Source organism: Okeania hirsuta, from assembly GCF_003838195.1.
In the GTDB taxonomy this organism is placed as follows: domain Bacteria; phylum Cyanobacteriota; class Cyanobacteriia; order Cyanobacteriales; family Microcoleaceae; genus Okeania; species Okeania hirsuta.
In genome coordinates this window covers 1-17,105 of the sequence record NZ_RCBY01000167.1, presented here as the reverse complement: position 1 = coordinate 17,105, position 17,105 = coordinate 1, and the positions used below count along the sequence as shown (strand labels likewise).

Annotated in this window: 15 protein-coding genes; 5 read left to right on the top strand and 10 right to left on the bottom strand. The window is 37.0% G+C overall.

Translation table 11 applies throughout. The features are described from left to right. From D5R40_RS22860 to D5R40_RS22835, 6 genes are all read right to left on the bottom strand, one after another. Positions 1 to 394, bottom strand: a 394-nt coding sequence (locus D5R40_RS22860) for a hypothetical protein (RefSeq protein WP_445974420.1), incomplete at its 3' end; no start/stop codon positions are given. 391 nt (positions 395 to 785) lie between these two features. After that, entirely contained in the window at positions 786 to 1,640 is an 855-nt protein-coding gene (locus D5R40_RS22855) for a glycosyltransferase family 2 protein (RefSeq protein WP_124144390.1), read from the bottom strand. Positions 1,641 to 1,649: 9 nt separating this feature from the next. Further along, positions 1,650 to 2,450 (bottom strand): TIGR01459 family HAD-type hydrolase, encoded by an 801-nt coding sequence (locus D5R40_RS22850; protein WP_124155259.1) that lies wholly within the window; start codon positions 2,448 to 2,450, stop codon positions 1,650 to 1,652. A gap of 232 nt (positions 2,451 to 2,682) precedes the next feature. Continuing rightward, on the bottom strand, positions 2,683 to 3,447 hold the full coding sequence (locus tag D5R40_RS22845; RefSeq protein WP_124155258.1) for a class I SAM-dependent methyltransferase: 765 nt from the start codon (positions 3,445 to 3,447) through the stop codon (positions 2,683 to 2,685). 201 nt (positions 3,448 to 3,648) lie between these two features. Then, positions 3,649 to 4,476: a shikimate dehydrogenase family protein gene (locus D5R40_RS22840; RefSeq protein ID WP_240038889.1), complete on the bottom strand. Its 828-nt coding sequence runs from the start codon at positions 4,474 to 4,476 to the stop codon at positions 3,649 to 3,651. Between the two features lie 401 nt (positions 4,477 to 4,877). After that, the gene (locus D5R40_RS22835) at positions 4,878 to 5,921 is read right to left on the bottom strand and encodes a DMT family transporter (RefSeq protein WP_240041638.1); all 1,044 of its coding nucleotides are present in this window, start codon (positions 5,919 to 5,921) and stop codon (positions 4,878 to 4,880) included. A gap of 694 nt (positions 5,922 to 6,615) precedes the next feature. Between D5R40_RS22835 and D5R40_RS22830 the strand changes: the two genes are divergently transcribed. The 5 genes from D5R40_RS22830 to D5R40_RS22810 all read left to right on the top strand — a co-directional run bounded on the left by D5R40_RS22830 (position 6,616) and on the right by D5R40_RS22810 (position 14,094). After that, the gene (locus D5R40_RS22830) at positions 6,616 to 7,632 is read left to right on the top strand and encodes a helix-turn-helix domain-containing protein (RefSeq protein WP_240038887.1); all 1,017 of its coding nucleotides are present in this window, start codon (positions 6,616 to 6,618) and stop codon (positions 7,630 to 7,632) included. A 554-nt stretch (positions 7,633 to 8,186) separates the two neighbouring features. Further along, a complete protein-coding gene (locus D5R40_RS22825) occupies positions 8,187 to 9,407 on the top strand; it encodes a DUF790 family protein (protein WP_124144386.1) in 1,221 nt (406 codons plus the stop codon). 282 nt (positions 9,408 to 9,689) lie between these two features. Then, positions 9,690 to 9,875 carry a hypothetical protein gene (locus D5R40_RS22820; RefSeq protein WP_124144385.1) on the top strand — a complete coding sequence of 62 codons (186 nt, stop codon included), beginning with the start codon at positions 9,690 to 9,692 and terminating at the stop codon, positions 9,873 to 9,875. Positions 9,876 to 10,745: 870 nt separating this feature from the next. Continuing rightward, positions 10,746 to 11,327 (top strand): hypothetical protein, encoded by a 582-nt coding sequence (locus tag D5R40_RS22815; RefSeq protein WP_124144384.1) that lies wholly within the window; start codon positions 10,746 to 10,748, stop codon positions 11,325 to 11,327. A gap of 1,531 nt (positions 11,328 to 12,858) precedes the next feature. Continuing rightward, the gene (locus D5R40_RS22810) at positions 12,859 to 14,094 is read left to right on the top strand and encodes an SGNH/GDSL hydrolase family protein (protein ID WP_124155257.1); all 1,236 of its coding nucleotides are present in this window, start codon (positions 12,859 to 12,861) and stop codon (positions 14,092 to 14,094) included. A 528-nt stretch (positions 14,095 to 14,622) separates the two neighbouring features. Here D5R40_RS22810 and D5R40_RS38000 read toward each other — a convergent pair. From D5R40_RS38000 to D5R40_RS22800, 4 genes are all read right to left on the bottom strand, one after another. Further along, positions 14,623 to 14,775, bottom strand: a complete 153-nt coding sequence (locus tag D5R40_RS38000) for a hypothetical protein (RefSeq protein ID WP_205127329.1) — start codon at positions 14,773 to 14,775, stop codon at positions 14,623 to 14,625. A 36-nt stretch (positions 14,776 to 14,811) separates the two neighbouring features. Continuing rightward, positions 14,812 to 14,979, bottom strand: a complete 168-nt coding sequence (locus tag D5R40_RS37995; protein WP_205127328.1) for a hypothetical protein — start codon at positions 14,977 to 14,979, stop codon at positions 14,812 to 14,814. Further along, entirely contained in the window at positions 14,976 to 15,572 is a 597-nt protein-coding gene (locus D5R40_RS37990) for a glycoside hydrolase family protein (protein WP_205127327.1), read from the bottom strand. Before D5R40_RS37990 ends, D5R40_RS37995 begins: the two co-directional genes overlap by 4 nt. Before the next feature lie 148 nt (positions 15,573 to 15,720). Next, positions 15,721 to 16,611: an alpha/beta hydrolase family protein gene (locus tag D5R40_RS22800; protein ID WP_240038886.1), complete on the bottom strand. Its 891-nt coding sequence runs from the start codon at positions 16,609 to 16,611 to the stop codon at positions 15,721 to 15,723. Positions 16,612 to 17,105: the final 494 nt, after the last annotated feature.

The following is a 17,105-nucleotide window of genomic DNA, read 5'->3' as shown; positions in this document are numbered from 1 at the left end:
CATCCCAGTCTGCTTCTGTTTTTTCTGCATATTTGCTGAGAGAATAAGCAATTACTTGAGTAAATAACCGATCAATCAAATAAGTTATTACAGCAACAATTCCGGCTGTTAATAATCTTTGAATGAAAGGTAAATTTTCTAACACCCCTAAACTGTAAGTTAATACTTTTAGAGCAATTATGACAACAAGTATTAGTAGAGGAGTTTGCAAAATGTTTACAGTTAAAATACCTATTTCATTGCTGGAACGGCGAAAGAAAGACTTGAGCGTAGAGAATACTACAAAATATAAAAAGAATCCTAAAGCTATTGCGATCGCTAAAAGTCCTCCCTGTTCAAGCCAAGGGAATGAGTATATAGCTGAAGAGTTTGATATTTGTAAAAGTGTCAACATAGTCTGAATTAATTTTGATAAAGGGACTTATTAATATTCTGGATTTCTCCACTTATGAGAAGACGGATCGAGATGGGGGATAGGGAGCCAAGCAATACACTATAGAAATATTTCCAGAGTATGGAGAGAAAATATTAGACATCTCCAAAAATAAAAAATAAAATCAATTCAAGATATGAAATCAACAATTTTATTCCCTATTCCCTATTCCCTGACTTCTGCAAGAAGTCTATTAGATAAACTTCGCTATCTTCAAGCTTATATGTGTCAATAAATAAGTTATGTTCATTAGTTTAAAAAGTTAATTTGGTTCAGGTAAAAATTGGCTTTCATCGCATTGGTTTAATTGAATATGTCAAGTTTTGTTTTAGCATTAAACATTTCTGGCTTTCTATGATTCATCCAATTTGAGTTCTTGACAAGTGAGAGATTGGTATTGTTGACGTTTGAATTCTTTGAAACCGGGAATCTGATTACAGATGCGTGTCCAATTAGGATTTTTGGACTTATCGAAACGATCAAGATTTGTTGGGGCAGAATGTTCTTCTTCTTGGTGATAGCAGTAAATGGAGGGCAAGTACAGGGGTTTACAGTCGGTTCGAGTGATGATGCGGTAAGCAAAATCAATATCTTCATATCCCCAATGCCCATCATATTCTTCATCAAACCCACCTGCTTCAATGGCGTTCTGGGTTTGAAAAATGGTATTACAACCATGAAAGAATGCCCAAGGATGAGGAGTCGTTGCCAATTTTTTGAGGTAAGGAAGTCTTCGATCTTCAACACGATTATAGTTAGAAGAACTTGCAATGGGAACTGCTTCTGTTAGTTTGTCCCATGTCAGTGGCTCAATATCACCACGACTGATAAAAATACGTTCTGCTGTTAATAAAACATTTTGATCTCGATTCGTTGTATTGATATAGGCACTTAGCTTTGTTAGATAGTGGGGAGGCAAGATAATGTCGGAGTCTAGAGTAATCATCCAAGGATATTGGCTGAGTTTCAAGCCAAGATTACGAGTACGACTTAGGGCGTAGGTAGTTTTTAACTTGGGCTGCTTAATTAAGTAGAGATTGAGCTTGTCTTTGTAGGCTTCATAAAGCTCATCAAGATTATCCCGACTAGAATTATTATCTACTAAGATAATCTCGAATGGAATAGATTTTTCCTGCCAAAATAAGGATTGCAGTGTATTATTGAGAGCAGCCTTACCATTGTAGCAAGGGATTACAAAACTAAACATAGATACAGACTATTGAGTAAATTGCATGAAAACATAATCAGGCTTAATATCTTGAGATGACAACTTTTTGTTCACTAAAGCTGTCTTGAACCCATAATCAAGCCCACCTTTGATATCAGTATAAAGCGTATCACCTACCATGACGATACCTGCCTTATCTACAAAGTTGACATGGGAATGAGCTAGGGCAAATATATCTGGAAAAGGCTTGCCGATGTAAATCACTGTTCCGCCCAGTTGTTGATACATTTGGGCAACCGAACCTGCGCAAAATCGCTTTTCTCCTAGGAGTGAAAGAGTATGTAAATCAGGATTGACACATAGCATCGTCACTTTTATTTCTAGAAAAACTTGAAAATCTTGAGGAGACTCAAAAGCAGAATCTGTTGCCGTTAGCAGTATAAATTCTGCCTCTTGAGGTTGGTTAACTCGCGAGTAGGGTAAACCCTGCAATAACTGCTCATGTTGAGCTTCACCCATGTAATAATAATGGGAACCAACAATTGTTTTATTAGCCGCTGTATCAGCAGAAAGCAGATATCGAGTTGTGTCTCCAGAAGTAACAATGGCTTGATAAAGTGTTTGGCTAATACCCAGAGATAAGAGTTGCTCAGACATAGATGCCCCAATTGTTGGTGTATTGCTGATCAAGACAACGGTTTTTCCCTGATTCTTGAGAAATGTCAACCACTCTATGGCATAGGGAAAGCATCGCTCACCATCTATTAGCACACCCCATAAATCAATAAAAAAAACATCGAATCGCTCGGCGAGTTCATGCCAGGAATCAATAAAACTATTAACTCTCATAATGCTTCAATATTGGACTAGAATTGATAGAAAGATTAGAAAAGAAATCTAGGGCAACTACAGCTTGTTCGACTAGCATTCCTAAACCATTGATTGATGATTTAGCCCCAGAAGCGATCGCCCATTTCTGAAATATTGTGTGTTCAGCAATTTTGTAAGCACACTCCAGATTAGCTCACCGGAGGCAATGAAGCTACGTTCCATTGCCGTTGCCTTGTTATCTACTTTGTCTTTAAAACGCGTCATCATGCCAGTACCAGTTTCGCTGATCCTCTTGGATTTTTCTAAGTGCGACCATTCTATTCTCTTGATCTTCAAATATTTCCCCATACAATTTCTTCGATAGGATGTTTGCCCATCTTTCTTGCTTAATTGAAGACAATATAAACCTTGTACCGACTTCCTTCCATGATTTTGTAAGCTTTTTCCCAACCACTCCCACTTCTTCGTAACACGGGTAATTCTTTAAGAAATCAACAACACGCTTCACTGATGGAAAGCATACATCATCAATGGCAAGAATACCCCCTACTCTTAGCAGTCGAGTTGTATAGAAGCAATCTAGCAGTGTATGGTCAAAAGTGTGCCATCCGTCTATAAAAATGAAATCAAATTGACCTTCATTTGTTTCTAATAGTTTGGGAAGCGCAAATTCTGATTTCTTTTCGATTAGGCTGTAGAAATCAATTCCTACCTCCTCCAATTTCTTGATTCCAACACCATCCCATTGGGTATTTTGGAAAGGATCTATAATAGTGTGTGAAGCGCCTGGTCGTTCACTTATGCCTGAGCAAATATATAGGGAAGAAAGTCCGTATGCACAGCCGACTTCTAAAGTTTTGCGGATCGTGGAATCACTATTAATGATAGAAAATAGAAACTCACCTTCTTCACGATCAACCGTGGAGTGTAGTTTATGAACTTTGCCACTACGCCCTACAACCGAGTCCGCTTCATAGATATTCTTAATAAATTCGTTCATGTTAAGCTTCTTCATTTTTCCAGCTAACCTATAATTCTAATTTGACAAGTGAGAGATTGGTATTGGTGTATTACTAATCAAGACAACGGTTTTTCCCTGACTCTTGAGAAATGTCAACCATTTACAGCATAGGGAAAGCATTGCTCGCCATCTATTAGCACACCCCATAAATCAATAAAAAAAACATCGAATCGATCGCCGAGTTCATGCCAGGAATCAGTTGGACTTTTGACGCTCATAATGTTTCAAGATTGGACTAGAATTGATAGAAAGATTAGAAAAGAAATCTAGGGCAACTACGGCTTGTTCGACTAGCATTCCCAAACCATTAATTGATGATTTCGCCCCAGAAGCGAATGCCCATTTCTGAAATATTGTGTGTTCAGCAATTTTGTAAGCACACTCCAGACAATGAGTTTCTGGGCCAATGATAGCCGGATTTAAGGGTAAGTGATGTCCCTGAATACTAGCTGACGTGGCATTGATAATAAAATCGAAAGGCTCTTGAGGAATATTTTTATAAGTGCAAGTGCTAATCAAATCAAAAGGAAAATCCCGTTTAATCTTTTGGAGACGTTCTTGACTTCGATTACAAATTAAGATACTTTTAGGACACTGATCGATAAGCTCCATCAACATTCCCCGCAACACGCCACCAGCACCTAAGACTAATAATTTCTTATTGCGAAAAGATAGTCTATTGTTACTTTTGACATCTCTGATAAAACCTTCTCCATCAGAATTATCACCGTAAAATACTCCCTGTTGATTGCGAATAATATTAACCGAACCTGCTTGACGGGCACGCTCTGTCAAAAAATCACACAATTCAAAAGCCTGAACTTTATAAGGCACGGTGATGCAAATGTGTGTACCTGATTGTGATTTTAGGTTTAACATCTTTGCTTTTAATTCTTTCGGCTCGACTTCAAACTGTCGAAGTTTTAGGTCTATTCCCTGTGAATGACAGCAGAGTTTGTAGACTTCTCCTAAACGACTATGAGAGAGAACACGTCCAAAATAGGCAAGTTTAAATTCTTGGATTGAGCTAACAGTACTTGGAGACTTTTGTGTGTATACTATGAGTTAAAAAATTTATATTGTACAGATGTTTTACTGGACTAGCAGTAATATAGAATCCGGATAATTGCTATAGCCTGCGTCATTGCGACTTACACTCCGTGGAAGGCAGCAATCTCGTGAAACCCCTGAGATTGCTTCCTGTCGTCGCAATGACGACTTTTCAACCGAATTCTATATAATAGACTTGTCGCTTTATAACTTCAAAAACCCCCAAAAACCTTGTTATATAAGGATTGTAGCTATTGGTGGCTAAAAAGGCCTTGAAATTATTGCTCTGTCTAGGTTGGAGCGATTTTTTCCCTCTATTTAGCGACAACTCTAATAGGTAGCCTTGGGATGGGTTGTAAAGGTTTCGAGAATTTTTAAATAATTTCATCCTGAATCAAGATTTGTTTGTTTACACTTTGACTCAACTGAGCTAAGTAAATTCCAGTTAAAACAACTAAGAAAGCTATCCCATTCATAAGTGTTAATTCCTCGCCAAAAATAATCCACGCTAAAAAGCCTGTAAAAATGGGTTCGAGCAATATAAAAAGAGAAACAAATCCTGATGAAAACTGCTTCAAGCTATAAGCCATAATTCCTTGACCAATCACTTGACAGAAAACACCTAGCCCAATAGCGACTAACCATCCGTTCATTGAAGAAGGAAACAGTTGATTTTCAGTCAGCAAAGTTGCAGGAAAAACAACTAATAGTTCTATACTGCAAGCCCAGAGAAGCACTGTAGTTGTCGAAAATTTTTCTCGTAGTTTTTCAACAAGCATATAAGTCCCTGCATAAAACCAAGCAGAAAGTAAAGCAGCTATATCGCCTATCAAGTGATCTGTAGAAATCTGGAAATCTTGTATGCTAATTGAAATCGTTCCTCCCAATCCCAAAACTAAACCGCTCAAAAAGTAATAATCAAATTTTTTGCCTAAAAACAACCATCCAGTCAAAGCGACAAATAATGGCATTAAATTATGGAGTAAGTTAGAGTTGGTAACGCTAGATTCTGTTAAAGACCAAGCCCATAACAATACACAAGGTACACTAATCAGACCAGACATTACACTCAGAACTATATCTTTTTTCGTGTAGGTTTCGGGTTCAATGGAAACACCCTCAATGATTTGGGAGCGTGCTTTCGTGAACGTTTTCCAGACTACTAAAGCAATAATCGCAATCCAAAGACGATTAAAGATAGTGGCAAAAGGGCCGAGTTCGTTTTCGCTGAGTCGAATCAAAATTGAAGCTGAAGATAAAATCAAAATGGCAGTTGACAAGAGTATCAATCCTATCCAATTTGATTTGACCATTGTTTGTGTCTGCGACATGAAGTTCGTGTTTACTTCATTATCTTTTAAATTATTGAGTTGATTTATATCTATTTTTTCTTGATTATTTTCCTGATTTGAAAGCACTTTTGTCTTGAATTACTATAATTTTTTTGAGGACAGATTTTGCTCGAACTGTTGTGATATCAAATCCGCTAGCTTGTGTCGATAACCATCTCTCCGTGCTGGAGAGATGAGAGACAACATTTATAGCGCTACGCGCTAGGGAATAGGGAACAGAAGACTGTAAAAGGGTTTTCCTAGGTCATGCTGCGCAAACAGGATTTAAAAATGTCCTAACCTATTTGCGTACTGCTATACCTTTGGAAAATATAAAACTTATTGGATGTATCAACCCCTAGAGACTTAAACCCGACTTCTAGCCCAAGGAAACGCATAGATAAATGCCTGCACTCCGAGGGTGTATGCGTACTCTTCTTCCTAATCAAAATCCGATTTTCTATTTACAAAAGACATGGGTATAACCTCATAACAAAAGACGATCTATTGAAAAACATCACTAAAACCTTGTTAAAAGGGCCAATACAAATTCAAGCTATGTCCCAAACCACAATCAAAGTAGCCTTGGGATGAGCTTGTGTTATTGGGTAATTCAAGGACTTTAAGGTTAGTTTACTGGTAATCTATCTCTGTAGATATACGAAAATTATAACTTTCTGATATATACAAATTAAATAACTAAATCTGAATAAATATAAATTTTATTTATAATTGGTTTGATTATTTTTTTTGATGTGGTGGTGTAAAAGTAAGTTGATTTATGAATACAAACAATAGTAAAATTACCCAAACTAAAGATGCTCCTGGGATGACGAATCCGAAGATTATCTCCAAATCATTTACAGATTTGGATGGTTTCAAAGAGTTTTTTTATTATCAAGGGCTCGAGAGCGTACAACTCACTCCCGGTTCTCTTCTAGCTGAGTTTTCATCAATTCAAGTTGGTAACTTACATTTCATGTCCGCTCAAGCGAATCAAGGCGTTCAATTATCAGGTGAAAGTCCAAAAGGATACATCTCTTTCGCGATAATTTGGTCTGAGAATGAAAAAGAATATTACTCCTTTCGTTGCCCTATTAAACCTCAAAGAACTATTTTTGGGTTCAATGGTCATAGAGAAATAGACTCAGTATTTCCTCACGGTGCAACGGTGATAGAGCTTATACTGCCCGTTGAAACTTTTAATGCTTATGCAGATCGACTACAACGCCACGATCTAGACGATAATTTCCGGAGTAAACGTCATGTGAATTTGTTACCAACTGGAATACAAGAAATTAAAGATTACTTAAAACAACTGATTTGGTTATCAGTACACCAACCAACTTGGTTTCAAAACCCTCATATTGAAAAACTGGTTGCCGATGATTTCGTTCCTTTGTTGATTAGTCAGATTCCCATTAAGTTAAATTCCAAGTCTTTCCTCAAAGCTTCCCGAAGAGAAAAGTTGATTGCCCAAGCTGAAAAAGAAATGTTAACAGACTTAGAAAAACCTCTGACTTTAAAACAACTAGCTCAAAATTTAGGTTCTAGCAGTTGTGCGTTATCTTTTGGTTTTAAAGATTTATTTGGCGTGAGTCCGATGCGTTATCTCAAGGTGCGACGACTTAATGCAGTGCGACAACTCCTGAAAGCAAGGGAACCCGAAAATTGTACTATAAGCATTCTCGCCAGTAAATTTGGGTTTTACAGTCCATGTCATTTTACTCAAGATTACAAAGCCATGTTTGGGGAGTTGCCTTCAGAGACGTTGGCAAAACACTACTACAAAAGTTAGCTTGCATTACTGAAAGTCAAAACTTTTAGCGTTGGTAAATGAATGGATGAATTAAGCAGGAATAGGCAGTCCTCCTCGACAGTTAGGTATGTTACAGTAGCATGAGAGGTATGTTAGTGCAAACATAATTCTGTAGCGTTAGTCAATGGAAAGATGAATTGAACGTCCCAAGAGCTACGGATCGGGTAATACCAAATCCGGTTAAATAACCTCACAATAATCAATAGCTTAAAATTCTGATTATGACATTATTGGATCTATATGCAATTAGGCGGATTTGATATAACATCTTGAACGCCAGATTTTTTCACACATAAAAAAACAACCCTAGAAAACTAAGCAAAAAATCATGGCCTATTTTGCTATGGATAAAGAATTTCGGTGGTGGTACATTTTCATTAATTGATAATTGATAATTACCTCTTCACTTTAAAGATGTCACAAATAGTTTCAAACTTTAAATGTTAAATAATTTCCTATACTGTAGGATTAAAGTTTTGAGCTGATAAAATCTTACTTTTGACTTTTGACTTTTGAATTTTGACTTAATAACTATGTTACCAACTGACTTACTTTCTCATCGGCAAACAGGAGAAACAATTATTCCTCAAAAACTCAAAATTGATGCTAAAAATTTAGCCATTGCCACAGAGATGATTAACTCTTTTGAAGAAACAGTAGGCAAAACTCAAGGAGAACTCGATAAACGTTTACAAGAAATTGAAGGAGATGACCCCAACTATCGCTTCAAAAGAGGATTAGCACATATGTTGAGAGGCAGTTTTTCTACTTTTGAAATTATCAGTCCTCTGGAACCAATAGAATTAAGAAAACGTGTTTTTACTACAGCAGCAGAAGTTGTTCCTAGTATCCAATCAACAGAATTAACTCTAGAAAAATTAGCCGCACAAATTAGTCAAGAATTAAACCGAGAAGTTGTGCCTGATGAAATTAAAAAAGGTCTCTATGCTGACTTACAAGAAAATAGAATTTTGACTCAATTTGATGCTCCCACATCAGAGGCATTATTACATAGATATAATCTGTCTCAAGTACAAGGTATTTTTTACAAAGCTAGTCATATTGAATTGAATGCTCATCGCAACGACCCAGGAGAATACAAACTCTTATTTAGGTATGTAAAACTCTTTCAATTAATGACTTATATAGAAGGAGATGCTGACCATGGTTTTACTCTTACAATTGATGGTCCTTATAGTTTATTTAAACCTAGTACTCGTTACGGTTTAGCACTAGCAAAAATGTTGCCCGCATTACTACACGTTACAAAATGGAGTTTACACGCAACCTTACAAAATCGCGATACCTATAGTGGAGCTTGGAAAAAAGGTCGATTTAGCCTTAACTCTGATTGCGATCTAGTTAGTCATTATCCACCAGGAAAACCCTACGATAGTATGTTAGAAGCATCATTTGCAGAACGTTGGGCTAAGTTAAAAACCGAGTGGAAGTTAGAAAGAGAAGTTGATTTAATTCCAATTCCTGGTAGTGTAATGATTCCTGACTTTAGACTGGTACATCCCAGTGGGCAATCATATTTATTAGAAATAGTTGGATATTGGCGACCGGAATATTTAAAAAAGAAATTTTATCAGGTGCAGAGTGCTGAGTGCGATAATTTAATATTGGCAGTTTCTGAACGACTAAATTTGGAAAAAGCTGGTGTAAAAGTGAAAGATGTGCCAGTACCTATTGTCTGGTTTAAGGATAAGTTATTACCTAAATCAGTCTTAGAAGTTTTGGAATCTATTTAATGTTCGGTAATGGGTAATTGATAATAGTTCAAAAAACATTGATTGTCGGTGGAAAAATTGACTTATTGAACTTGAAGAAGGAAACAGGAGACAGGAGACAGGAGACAGGAGGAAAATAGTCAATCTATTTCTCAATCTAGAAAAACCTTAACCGATGCAAAATTTTGTGCCACCTTTGAGAATGGTAATGTTGTTTTTCGAGGAGAAGGAAATAATAATCAGCAAGTAATTTACCTTTATATTAATGGTTATCTAAAAACTATAGCTAACCACAATACTGCCATGCCAGAAGGTACAGGAAAATTTACTCAGTTTGGAATTTGCCCTGCATTTGATCAAGATAACGTAGTATTTATTGCTGAAGGGAGTGAAGATCAACAGGGAATATATATTTCTATAGATGGTTTTCTCTCAAAAGTGACAAATAGAAAAACTAGCATTCCTAAGGGTTTTGAACAACGGCGTTAAGCAAATTAATGCCTCTAGAGAAAACTTTTATTCAAAGACTATCCGCTATATCTTTACTCTTAATCTCCATTGCTTTCTCAATTAATGAGTTAATTCTATATATAGAATCTATCTTGTCTGTTCCTAAAATCTTTGTTTTATTTATAGAACCCATTTGATATCTTTGTGCGCGGTATGTGCTTTTGGTATAGGAGTCAGAACTCAGAACTCAGAAGTCACGAAATTCAGAAATAGAATAGGGGAAAAAGGTAGAAAAATGCTCCCTACTCCCTATCTTTTATATAAATAGATAGCAAATAGGTTCTATATATCAGGCGATCGCCCTTGATTTACTAGTCATTTCATATTCCAGTCAGGTCAAAAAAAAAATCAAAAATCAATACACACTGCCAACATTTTGATTTACAAAAATTTGTTTATATACTATAATAAGAGTTTTGGCAGATAAATATTCTCTACTCAAGGCCGATATGACAACGCAAAGTCGTAAAGGGCCTTCCAAGCGGAGGAGTATGAAAAAGTGTGCTAACAGTATAATTGCTTATTTAATTTTCTTACCCACAAGAAATTCCTACCTAAGTGTATGGATTTACCGATTGGGATCAATAAAATCAATAGTTATTCTGTGACCACTAGAGAGTAATAGAAATAAAAAGCTGAAAGAAAATGGTATTCCTCGAAATTATAGGAGTAATCTTCAAAAGATAACTCTGTTAATAGGGGGAATTAAAATTATCATCTTCTACTTCCTATACAAGTAGAATACTGCTAAATATTTATAGTTAATCCTGAAGGATATATCCTTCAGAAAAGCTAACTAATATAAATTCAATCAAAGTTTATTCACTATACAAAACAGGAGGTAACGTCATGAAAATCAAAACTCAACTACATACCGAAGCTGTAAAAATAGCTTTGCTTTCCCTATCAGAGATGGAACTATATAATACTATTCATAATTGGCTTGAACGAATATCTCAAAAAGATTGGGAAGCAGAATTATTAGATGAAATGCAGTTTGCTTTAGGTTATGAATTAGAGTCAGGAGAAACTCTACAATCTTATAGAAGTTGGGATGAATTGATGTATTGTGAACCTGACTGTGAAGATGTCTACTTAATCGCGCCATCACCTTTGAAATTACACAGATATATAGAGCAGATGGACTCACATTCTTTTTATCACAATATAATTTATATTGCTGGAAAAGCTTATAGTGAAGGAGAAATGGGTTATCCACCAAATGCCTTTTGTGATGGGTATCAATTTATGGAAAACTTAGTTGCTAGTCTCAGAAAAAATCAACCTTGCCAAGAAAAAAATTATCCTTCAGAAATTTTCAGAATTGTGAATCAAACTCCAAATAATGAACAGTTTTTTCAAGTATCAGAACATTGGCGGACTTACAATGGAGATCAAGTAACTGATTTTGTGCTTTTGACCTCTAATTAGTAATTGCAGGAAGAAACAGGCAAGTACATAAATAAGTTTGTTTATGGTATTTATGATGGGTTATCTGATGTGATAATCCATATTCTTATTAAGAATATTTCGTCTTTTTTACTAAAAAAAACAGAATTTGGGATGTACTTTCTCAAGCCTATTCATAAATACTAAAAAGCTGACTACTGATGCACTTCAATGCTAACTTGCTATATCTATAGCAATCCTATTTCAGTTATGAAAAAAAATCTTTGAATTTAGGAAACAGGGAATAGGGGTAAAAGTTTCAGGGTTTTTATATATCCTGAGATTTTTTACAAATGATTTATGATTGCTATACATCAAATTTAACAATTAATAATTAATAATTAACAATTACCTCTCTCTGAAAACCAATAGGATTGACTAAAAGGAGAAATTTTTTTTCTTTAAAAGAGAGGCTTTATACCAAGCGTGAAAAAAGAATGTTACCAATAATAAGCACCAGCCAAAAGACTTGAGCTAGGATATCTATTTGATGAAAAATATAAATTTTCTGGTAATCAACAAGATTCAAGCTATTTCTACTAACTACTGACTACTGATTATTGACTACTTACTACTAGCAAAAGTCGTTCGTATTTGTAGCAAACATTTATCGTTCTTGGTATTATACCATTTTGAAAAAAGAATGTTACGAATAGTAAGAGGGATAAAAATAATTTTCAGGAGACATCCCTTTGACAAAAAAGATGATTTCCAACCTAAAAAGTGGTATTGAAGCCATTCCCATACGACTCCTGACTCCTGACTCCCCCTCCTGGGAGGGGGAGGGGTTAGGGGTGGGTTGACTCCTAAAAAATCCCCTAGTTATTTGTAGCAAACATTTATCGTTCTTGGTATTAAACCTTGATTATTCGGTAATACAGAGAGAGATTGCTAAATCACTTCTAATTTTTTTGATGATCATTACCAAATATTAGTATCCTCTTGATAATTGCCATGACAACGTTACTAATGCCTGATCATGAAAATCCTCAATTTCAGACTTATATTACGTCAATTCATACCCAGTATCTGACTAATAGACATCTCCAAAAATCAAAAATAAAATCAATTTTTATCCCTATTTCCTATTCCCTATTCCCTCTTTGGAAATATCTATTTTTCGGCGTTGCACAGTGACGAATGATTTTATATTTTTGATGAACAGGATTTTGGATTTTATAATTGCTAAAATGACTAATTAATAGTTTTTTTTAGTTAAAGTCTAAACTGATTTTTGGTAATATCATTCCATAATGTGCAACCCCTATTTTTCACTTGTGGCTGATTTACTTTGTTAACATTAGGACTTACACAAAAGACGAAAGTATACACGATTTATAGGGGTTAATAGCCGTTAACCTCTACCATAAGTGGTAGTTATGCGTAAGTCATGAACATTATTGAAGTCAGAGTTTATTGCCATTTATAACGAGTATTTTTTGCAGTTTAAATGATAGGATAAACACTATAAACCATACCTTCTAGAAATATAAAAAATTGAGCAAAATCACCAATGGCATTAACTATCAACGAACTATTTGATGAACAATTCTATTTAGAAACCTACCCAGGAGTGGCTGAAGCAGTCGCCAATGGCACAGTCAGTAATGGCTTTTTCCATTTTATTAGGTTTGGTCAATTTGAAAGTCGCGACCCCAACGCTATTTTCAATACTAATTTCTATCTCGCTAATAACCCTGGAGTTGCTGCTGCTGTAGAACAAAATCTTTTGACACCTACAGAACACTTCATCAATTTTGGTCAATTTGAACAACGTAACCCCAGTACTTTATTAGACACCAGTTTTTATCTAGACCGTTACTCAGATGTTGCTGAAGCATTAGTAACTACCTCACTGACAGCAACAGAACACTTTCTCAATGCTGGTCAATTTGAAGGACGGTTGCCACGTTCGTTATTCAGCGATATCTATGTGTTTGGCGATAGTTTGTCTGATACAGGTAATGCTTTTGTTGCTACTGGCGGTCTGTTACCACCCAGTCCTCCCTATTTTCAAGGTCGCACTAGCAACGGCCCTCTATGGATAGAAACTCTTGCACCACAATTAGAGTTAACATCTAACTCTAGTCTCAATTTTGCAGTAAATGGAGCCACCACAGGATTTGTGAATAATACCAATAATCTATTGCCAGAGGGTACTCCCCCACTGTTAATTGGACTGCAGACACAAATTGACAATTTTATTGCAGAGACTCCAGAAACTGATCCTGATGCTTTGTATGTAGTGTGGGCAGGTGCAAATGATTATTTGGGAGGTAGCACCCAAGGTGTACAGTCAAGTGTGGGTAATTTGTCAGTGGCAGTAAATAAGCTAGCAAGCATTGGAGCCAGAAATTTTCTGTTGCCAAACTTGCCCGATCTAGGTTTGACTCCATTCGGACAGAGTTTACCACCAGAACAACAACAGGGATTAAGCTTATTAAGTGAAGGTCACAATAGTGGGTTAGCAGCAGCTTCCCAAATATTAGAGCAAGACCCGAATATTAATATTATTAGCCCTGATTTTAAGACTATCGTTGACAATATTATTGCTAACCCTACTGATTTTGGCTTTACGAATGTCACGGATAATTTCTTAGCTTCTGGAGCAATTAACCCCGATGATTTTTTATTCTTTGATAACATACATCCTACTACCAATGGCCATAATTTTTTGGCAGATACAGCAATAAAATCTATTACAGAGATTTCAGAATTGGTTAGTATTTTGGAGGCTTCTGAAGGCTAATATCAAATCCGGTAGCATTGCTGTAATTAGCAGGAGTCAGGAGTCATATCATGTCCGGTAGCATCGGTATTGTATAGCAAAGGTAAGGAAGAAGGAAGAAGGAAGAGGGAAAAAGTTATAATCAAGCTCGTAGTTGGGCTTTAGTCCTAATATAAAATGAACTAGAGCAGCTATTTTTAAGCATATCCGATCGACATCTACCTTTTTGTAGCATTCTTTTTTCAAATTGGTATTAGCATTAATTAGGGTTTGCGCTCAAAAGTGTTTTAGTAGGGGGAGAAGACAGGAGTTCAGGAGAAATGGGAATCATAGAGGAGGTAGTCGGAAAAATTGTAAGAGTGATTTTTCTGGCATAATCGTCCCAAAATACTAGCTTTTTGAGCTTTTTCCGCTGAAAAACTGGCACTTTTTTTGACCAAAAAATGCTAAAACCAATATCAGTCAATGCTTTGAGATTTAATCAGCAAGCCCTAATTATTCTTATTTTTACTACTCCCCCACTCCCCACTCCCCTACTCCCTCACTCTCCTACTCCCTCACTCCCGACTCCCCCCATCTATGCCACTTGCGAAAATTAGAACCATCACTAACTGCTAAACCTATTTGATGCTGACTTGATAACTCATCGTGACCTCCTTCATTAGCACCGATATAGTACATCCGAAAACTACCATCTACCATCGGTACAACACAAGGAGTACCGATCGCCTATGCATCTCAACGACCAGAACCTTTAGGAGCATGACTAAAAATAGACCCACCAGTTTCTGAACCTGGTTGTTTTTCCCAGTCAATGCCATCAGAAGAAATAGCCAAACCAATAGAATGATATCCACTCTGGTTAACACCTTCGTAAAACATCAAATACTGACCATCTATTTTCATTTCAGGACGTGACGAGTAGCAATACCACGTTCATCAAAGCTTCCCGGTTCTCCTGGTCCTAAAATTTGACCGACTTTCTCCCACTGAAAACCATCTTGGGAAACCGCTAAACCTACTAAAAATAGTCTTTCTGGGTTTAGGGTGTGGTAGTACATTTTCCAGGACGAGCTATCTCGAAGGACTTGTGGCCAAGCACAAAATAAAGCATCAAATTCTCCTGGTTGACCAGGACTCAGGAATGCACCTCGGTGAGGACCTTCCAATCTCACCCAATTAATGCCATCGCGAGAAACTGCACAACCAGGAAGCATCTGAATACCTTTAGCTTGAAACTTTCCTACTTCTAGAACTTGGCGATCGCCACCCAAATACCACATCCAGTAAAGACCGTCACTAAAGTAGACATCACTCACGCCAACATGAGCAGAATCAAATCTATTTTCGTCTGGGTGAGGTTCAAATATAGCTCCCATTGTTAGGAGACCTTTTACTCTTTCCCATTTGACGCCATCAGAGGAAATAGCCAGACCACAACGACCTGTTGGTAAATTGATTTGGCGGTCAAAACTGGCATCGCTCCCATAATACCACATTTTCCAGGTGCCATCTGGACTATGAATTACGCGTGGTGAGGAGATGCGTTCGGAGTCCCACCAACCTTCAGCGCCAGGTGTAAGTACGAGACCGGGTTGATTAATACGAGACCGGGTTGATTAATTTGTGTTGATTTCATTTCAGACATTATTTGCGTTCCAATGATTTAATTAAGGGATGACCATTATTAAGTAGTTCCTTCAGTTTATCAAATGCTGCTGCCTGTTGACGAACGTGGGCATCAATAAATAAACCTATTGTTTCTGCCATGAGAGAACGAATTTCATCTTCTGGTTGAGTTGCAGGAAAGTCGAGAAAAGATGTACCTGTTGTAGGATCAAATGGATAAGCAAAAGAAAAGTGATTAGCTCCCTGAACTAACATCAAATAGCTATCATTTCTTCCTCCTGAAATTGCTTCCTCAAATGTCCGCGATACTGGTGTTGTAGCTTCTTCCCAAATAGTATCATAAAGGTTACTACTATTAGCAATAACTCCATCGCAAGTACCACCTATTAACAACAGCGGCAGTAAGTCTGGCAGGGGTAAAATTGTTGCTGCTTCATATCCTAACATTGTACCTGCTGCTGTATGTACTCCATAACCAAAAGCAGCTACCACTTGCGGAAAAAAGTTAGGACTAGCACTTTCTATTGCCACCCTGCCACCAGCAGAATGTCCACCCAAAATAATTTTTTTTAGGTCAAGCATACCAGCTAGGATGCCGTCTGAATTTATCCGGTCTAACTCTTTGAGGATTGCTGGTAAAGCTGAAGCAGTGGGAGCAGTACCATAAGTATCAGGAGCTAACATTGCAATATCAATCCCTGGTGTCAGGCTAATTATACCAGGAAAGTTTTCTGCAACCCAGGCAAATGTTACTACTACCATTCCTCGTTCAGACAACTTAATAGCTAGCCATTTGTAAAGTTCGGGGTTGGTGTTAAAGCCATTGAATAAAATCACTACTGGAAAAGGAGCTTGTTGGCGATCTGCAGGTACAATACCCTGATTTTGTTGTTGCTCACTACCTGACATTTTGCCTGGGTAGAACACTTTTAGATTAATAGTATCGTATGGTGGTTGAGCGTTATCAACTTTGGTTGCTCGGTAAAAAGCTCGAATGTTTATCTGAACTTCGCTCCTAGAAGAATCAGATAATGACTCAACCGATCTAGTGCAGGATGGCAGAAATAAGTGACCAGTAGGAGCAATGCCCTCTTCCTGAGATAGAATACTCAGAGGTGCGATCGCATCGGAGAGGCCAGCCCCAAAAAGTGACCACTAAAAAAAAGTGATTTATGAAGTAAACTAGAATTTGTGGAAGCCCAATCAATAAGCCCAGTCAACCCCATGAATGAATGCCTATCCCCAAAGCTCAATCCATAATCCTGTCGCCAAGACAGAAAAGCCTACTGCAAGTTTTACCCTTCAGACCACCAATTCCTATGGCCTGGTCAGAAGGGTAAAACTCATCCTAGTGCAGGATGGCAGAAATAAGTGACCAGTAGGAGCAATGCCCTCTTCCTGAG

Excerpts from the sequence above, each read along its gene's own strand:
- D5R40_RS22855 (WP_124144390.1), bottom strand. The coding sequence starts at position 1,640 with ATGTTTAGTTTTGTAATCCCTTGCTACAATGGTAAGGCTGCTCTCAAT.
- D5R40_RS22850 (WP_124155259.1), bottom strand. The coding sequence starts at position 2,450 with ATGAGAGTTAATAGTTTTATTGATTCCTGGCATGAACTCGCCGAGCGA.
- D5R40_RS22845 (WP_124155258.1), bottom strand. The coding sequence starts at position 3,447 with ATGAAGAAGCTTAACATGAACGAATTTATTAAGAATATCTATGAAGCG.
- D5R40_RS22830 (WP_240038887.1), top strand. The coding sequence starts at position 6,616 with ATGAATACAAACAATAGTAAAATTACCCAAACTAAAGATGCTCCTGGG.
- D5R40_RS22825 (WP_124144386.1), top strand. The coding sequence starts at position 8,187 with ATGTTACCAACTGACTTACTTTCTCATCGGCAAACAGGAGAAACAATT.
- D5R40_RS22820 (WP_124144385.1), top strand. The coding sequence starts at position 9,690 with ATGCCAGAAGGTACAGGAAAATTTACTCAGTTTGGAATTTGCCCTGCA.
- D5R40_RS22815 (WP_124144384.1), top strand. The coding sequence starts at position 10,746 with ATGAAAATCAAAACTCAACTACATACCGAAGCTGTAAAAATAGCTTTG.
- D5R40_RS22810 (WP_124155257.1), top strand. The coding sequence starts at position 12,859 with ATGGCATTAACTATCAACGAACTATTTGATGAACAATTCTATTTAGAA.
- D5R40_RS38000 (WP_205127329.1), bottom strand. The coding sequence starts at position 14,775 with ATGGTAGATGGTAGTTTTCGGATGTACTATATCGGTGCTAATGAAGGA.
- D5R40_RS37995 (WP_205127328.1), bottom strand. The coding sequence starts at position 14,979 with ATGAAAATAGATGGTCAGTATTTGATGTTTTACGAAGGTGTTAACCAG.
- D5R40_RS37990 (WP_205127327.1), bottom strand. The coding sequence starts at position 15,572 with ATGTGGTATTATGGGAGCGATGCCAGTTTTGACCGCCAAATCAATTTA.
- D5R40_RS22800 (WP_240038886.1), bottom strand. The coding sequence starts at position 16,611 with ATGTCAGGTAGTGAGCAACAACAAAATCAGGGTATTGTACCTGCAGAT.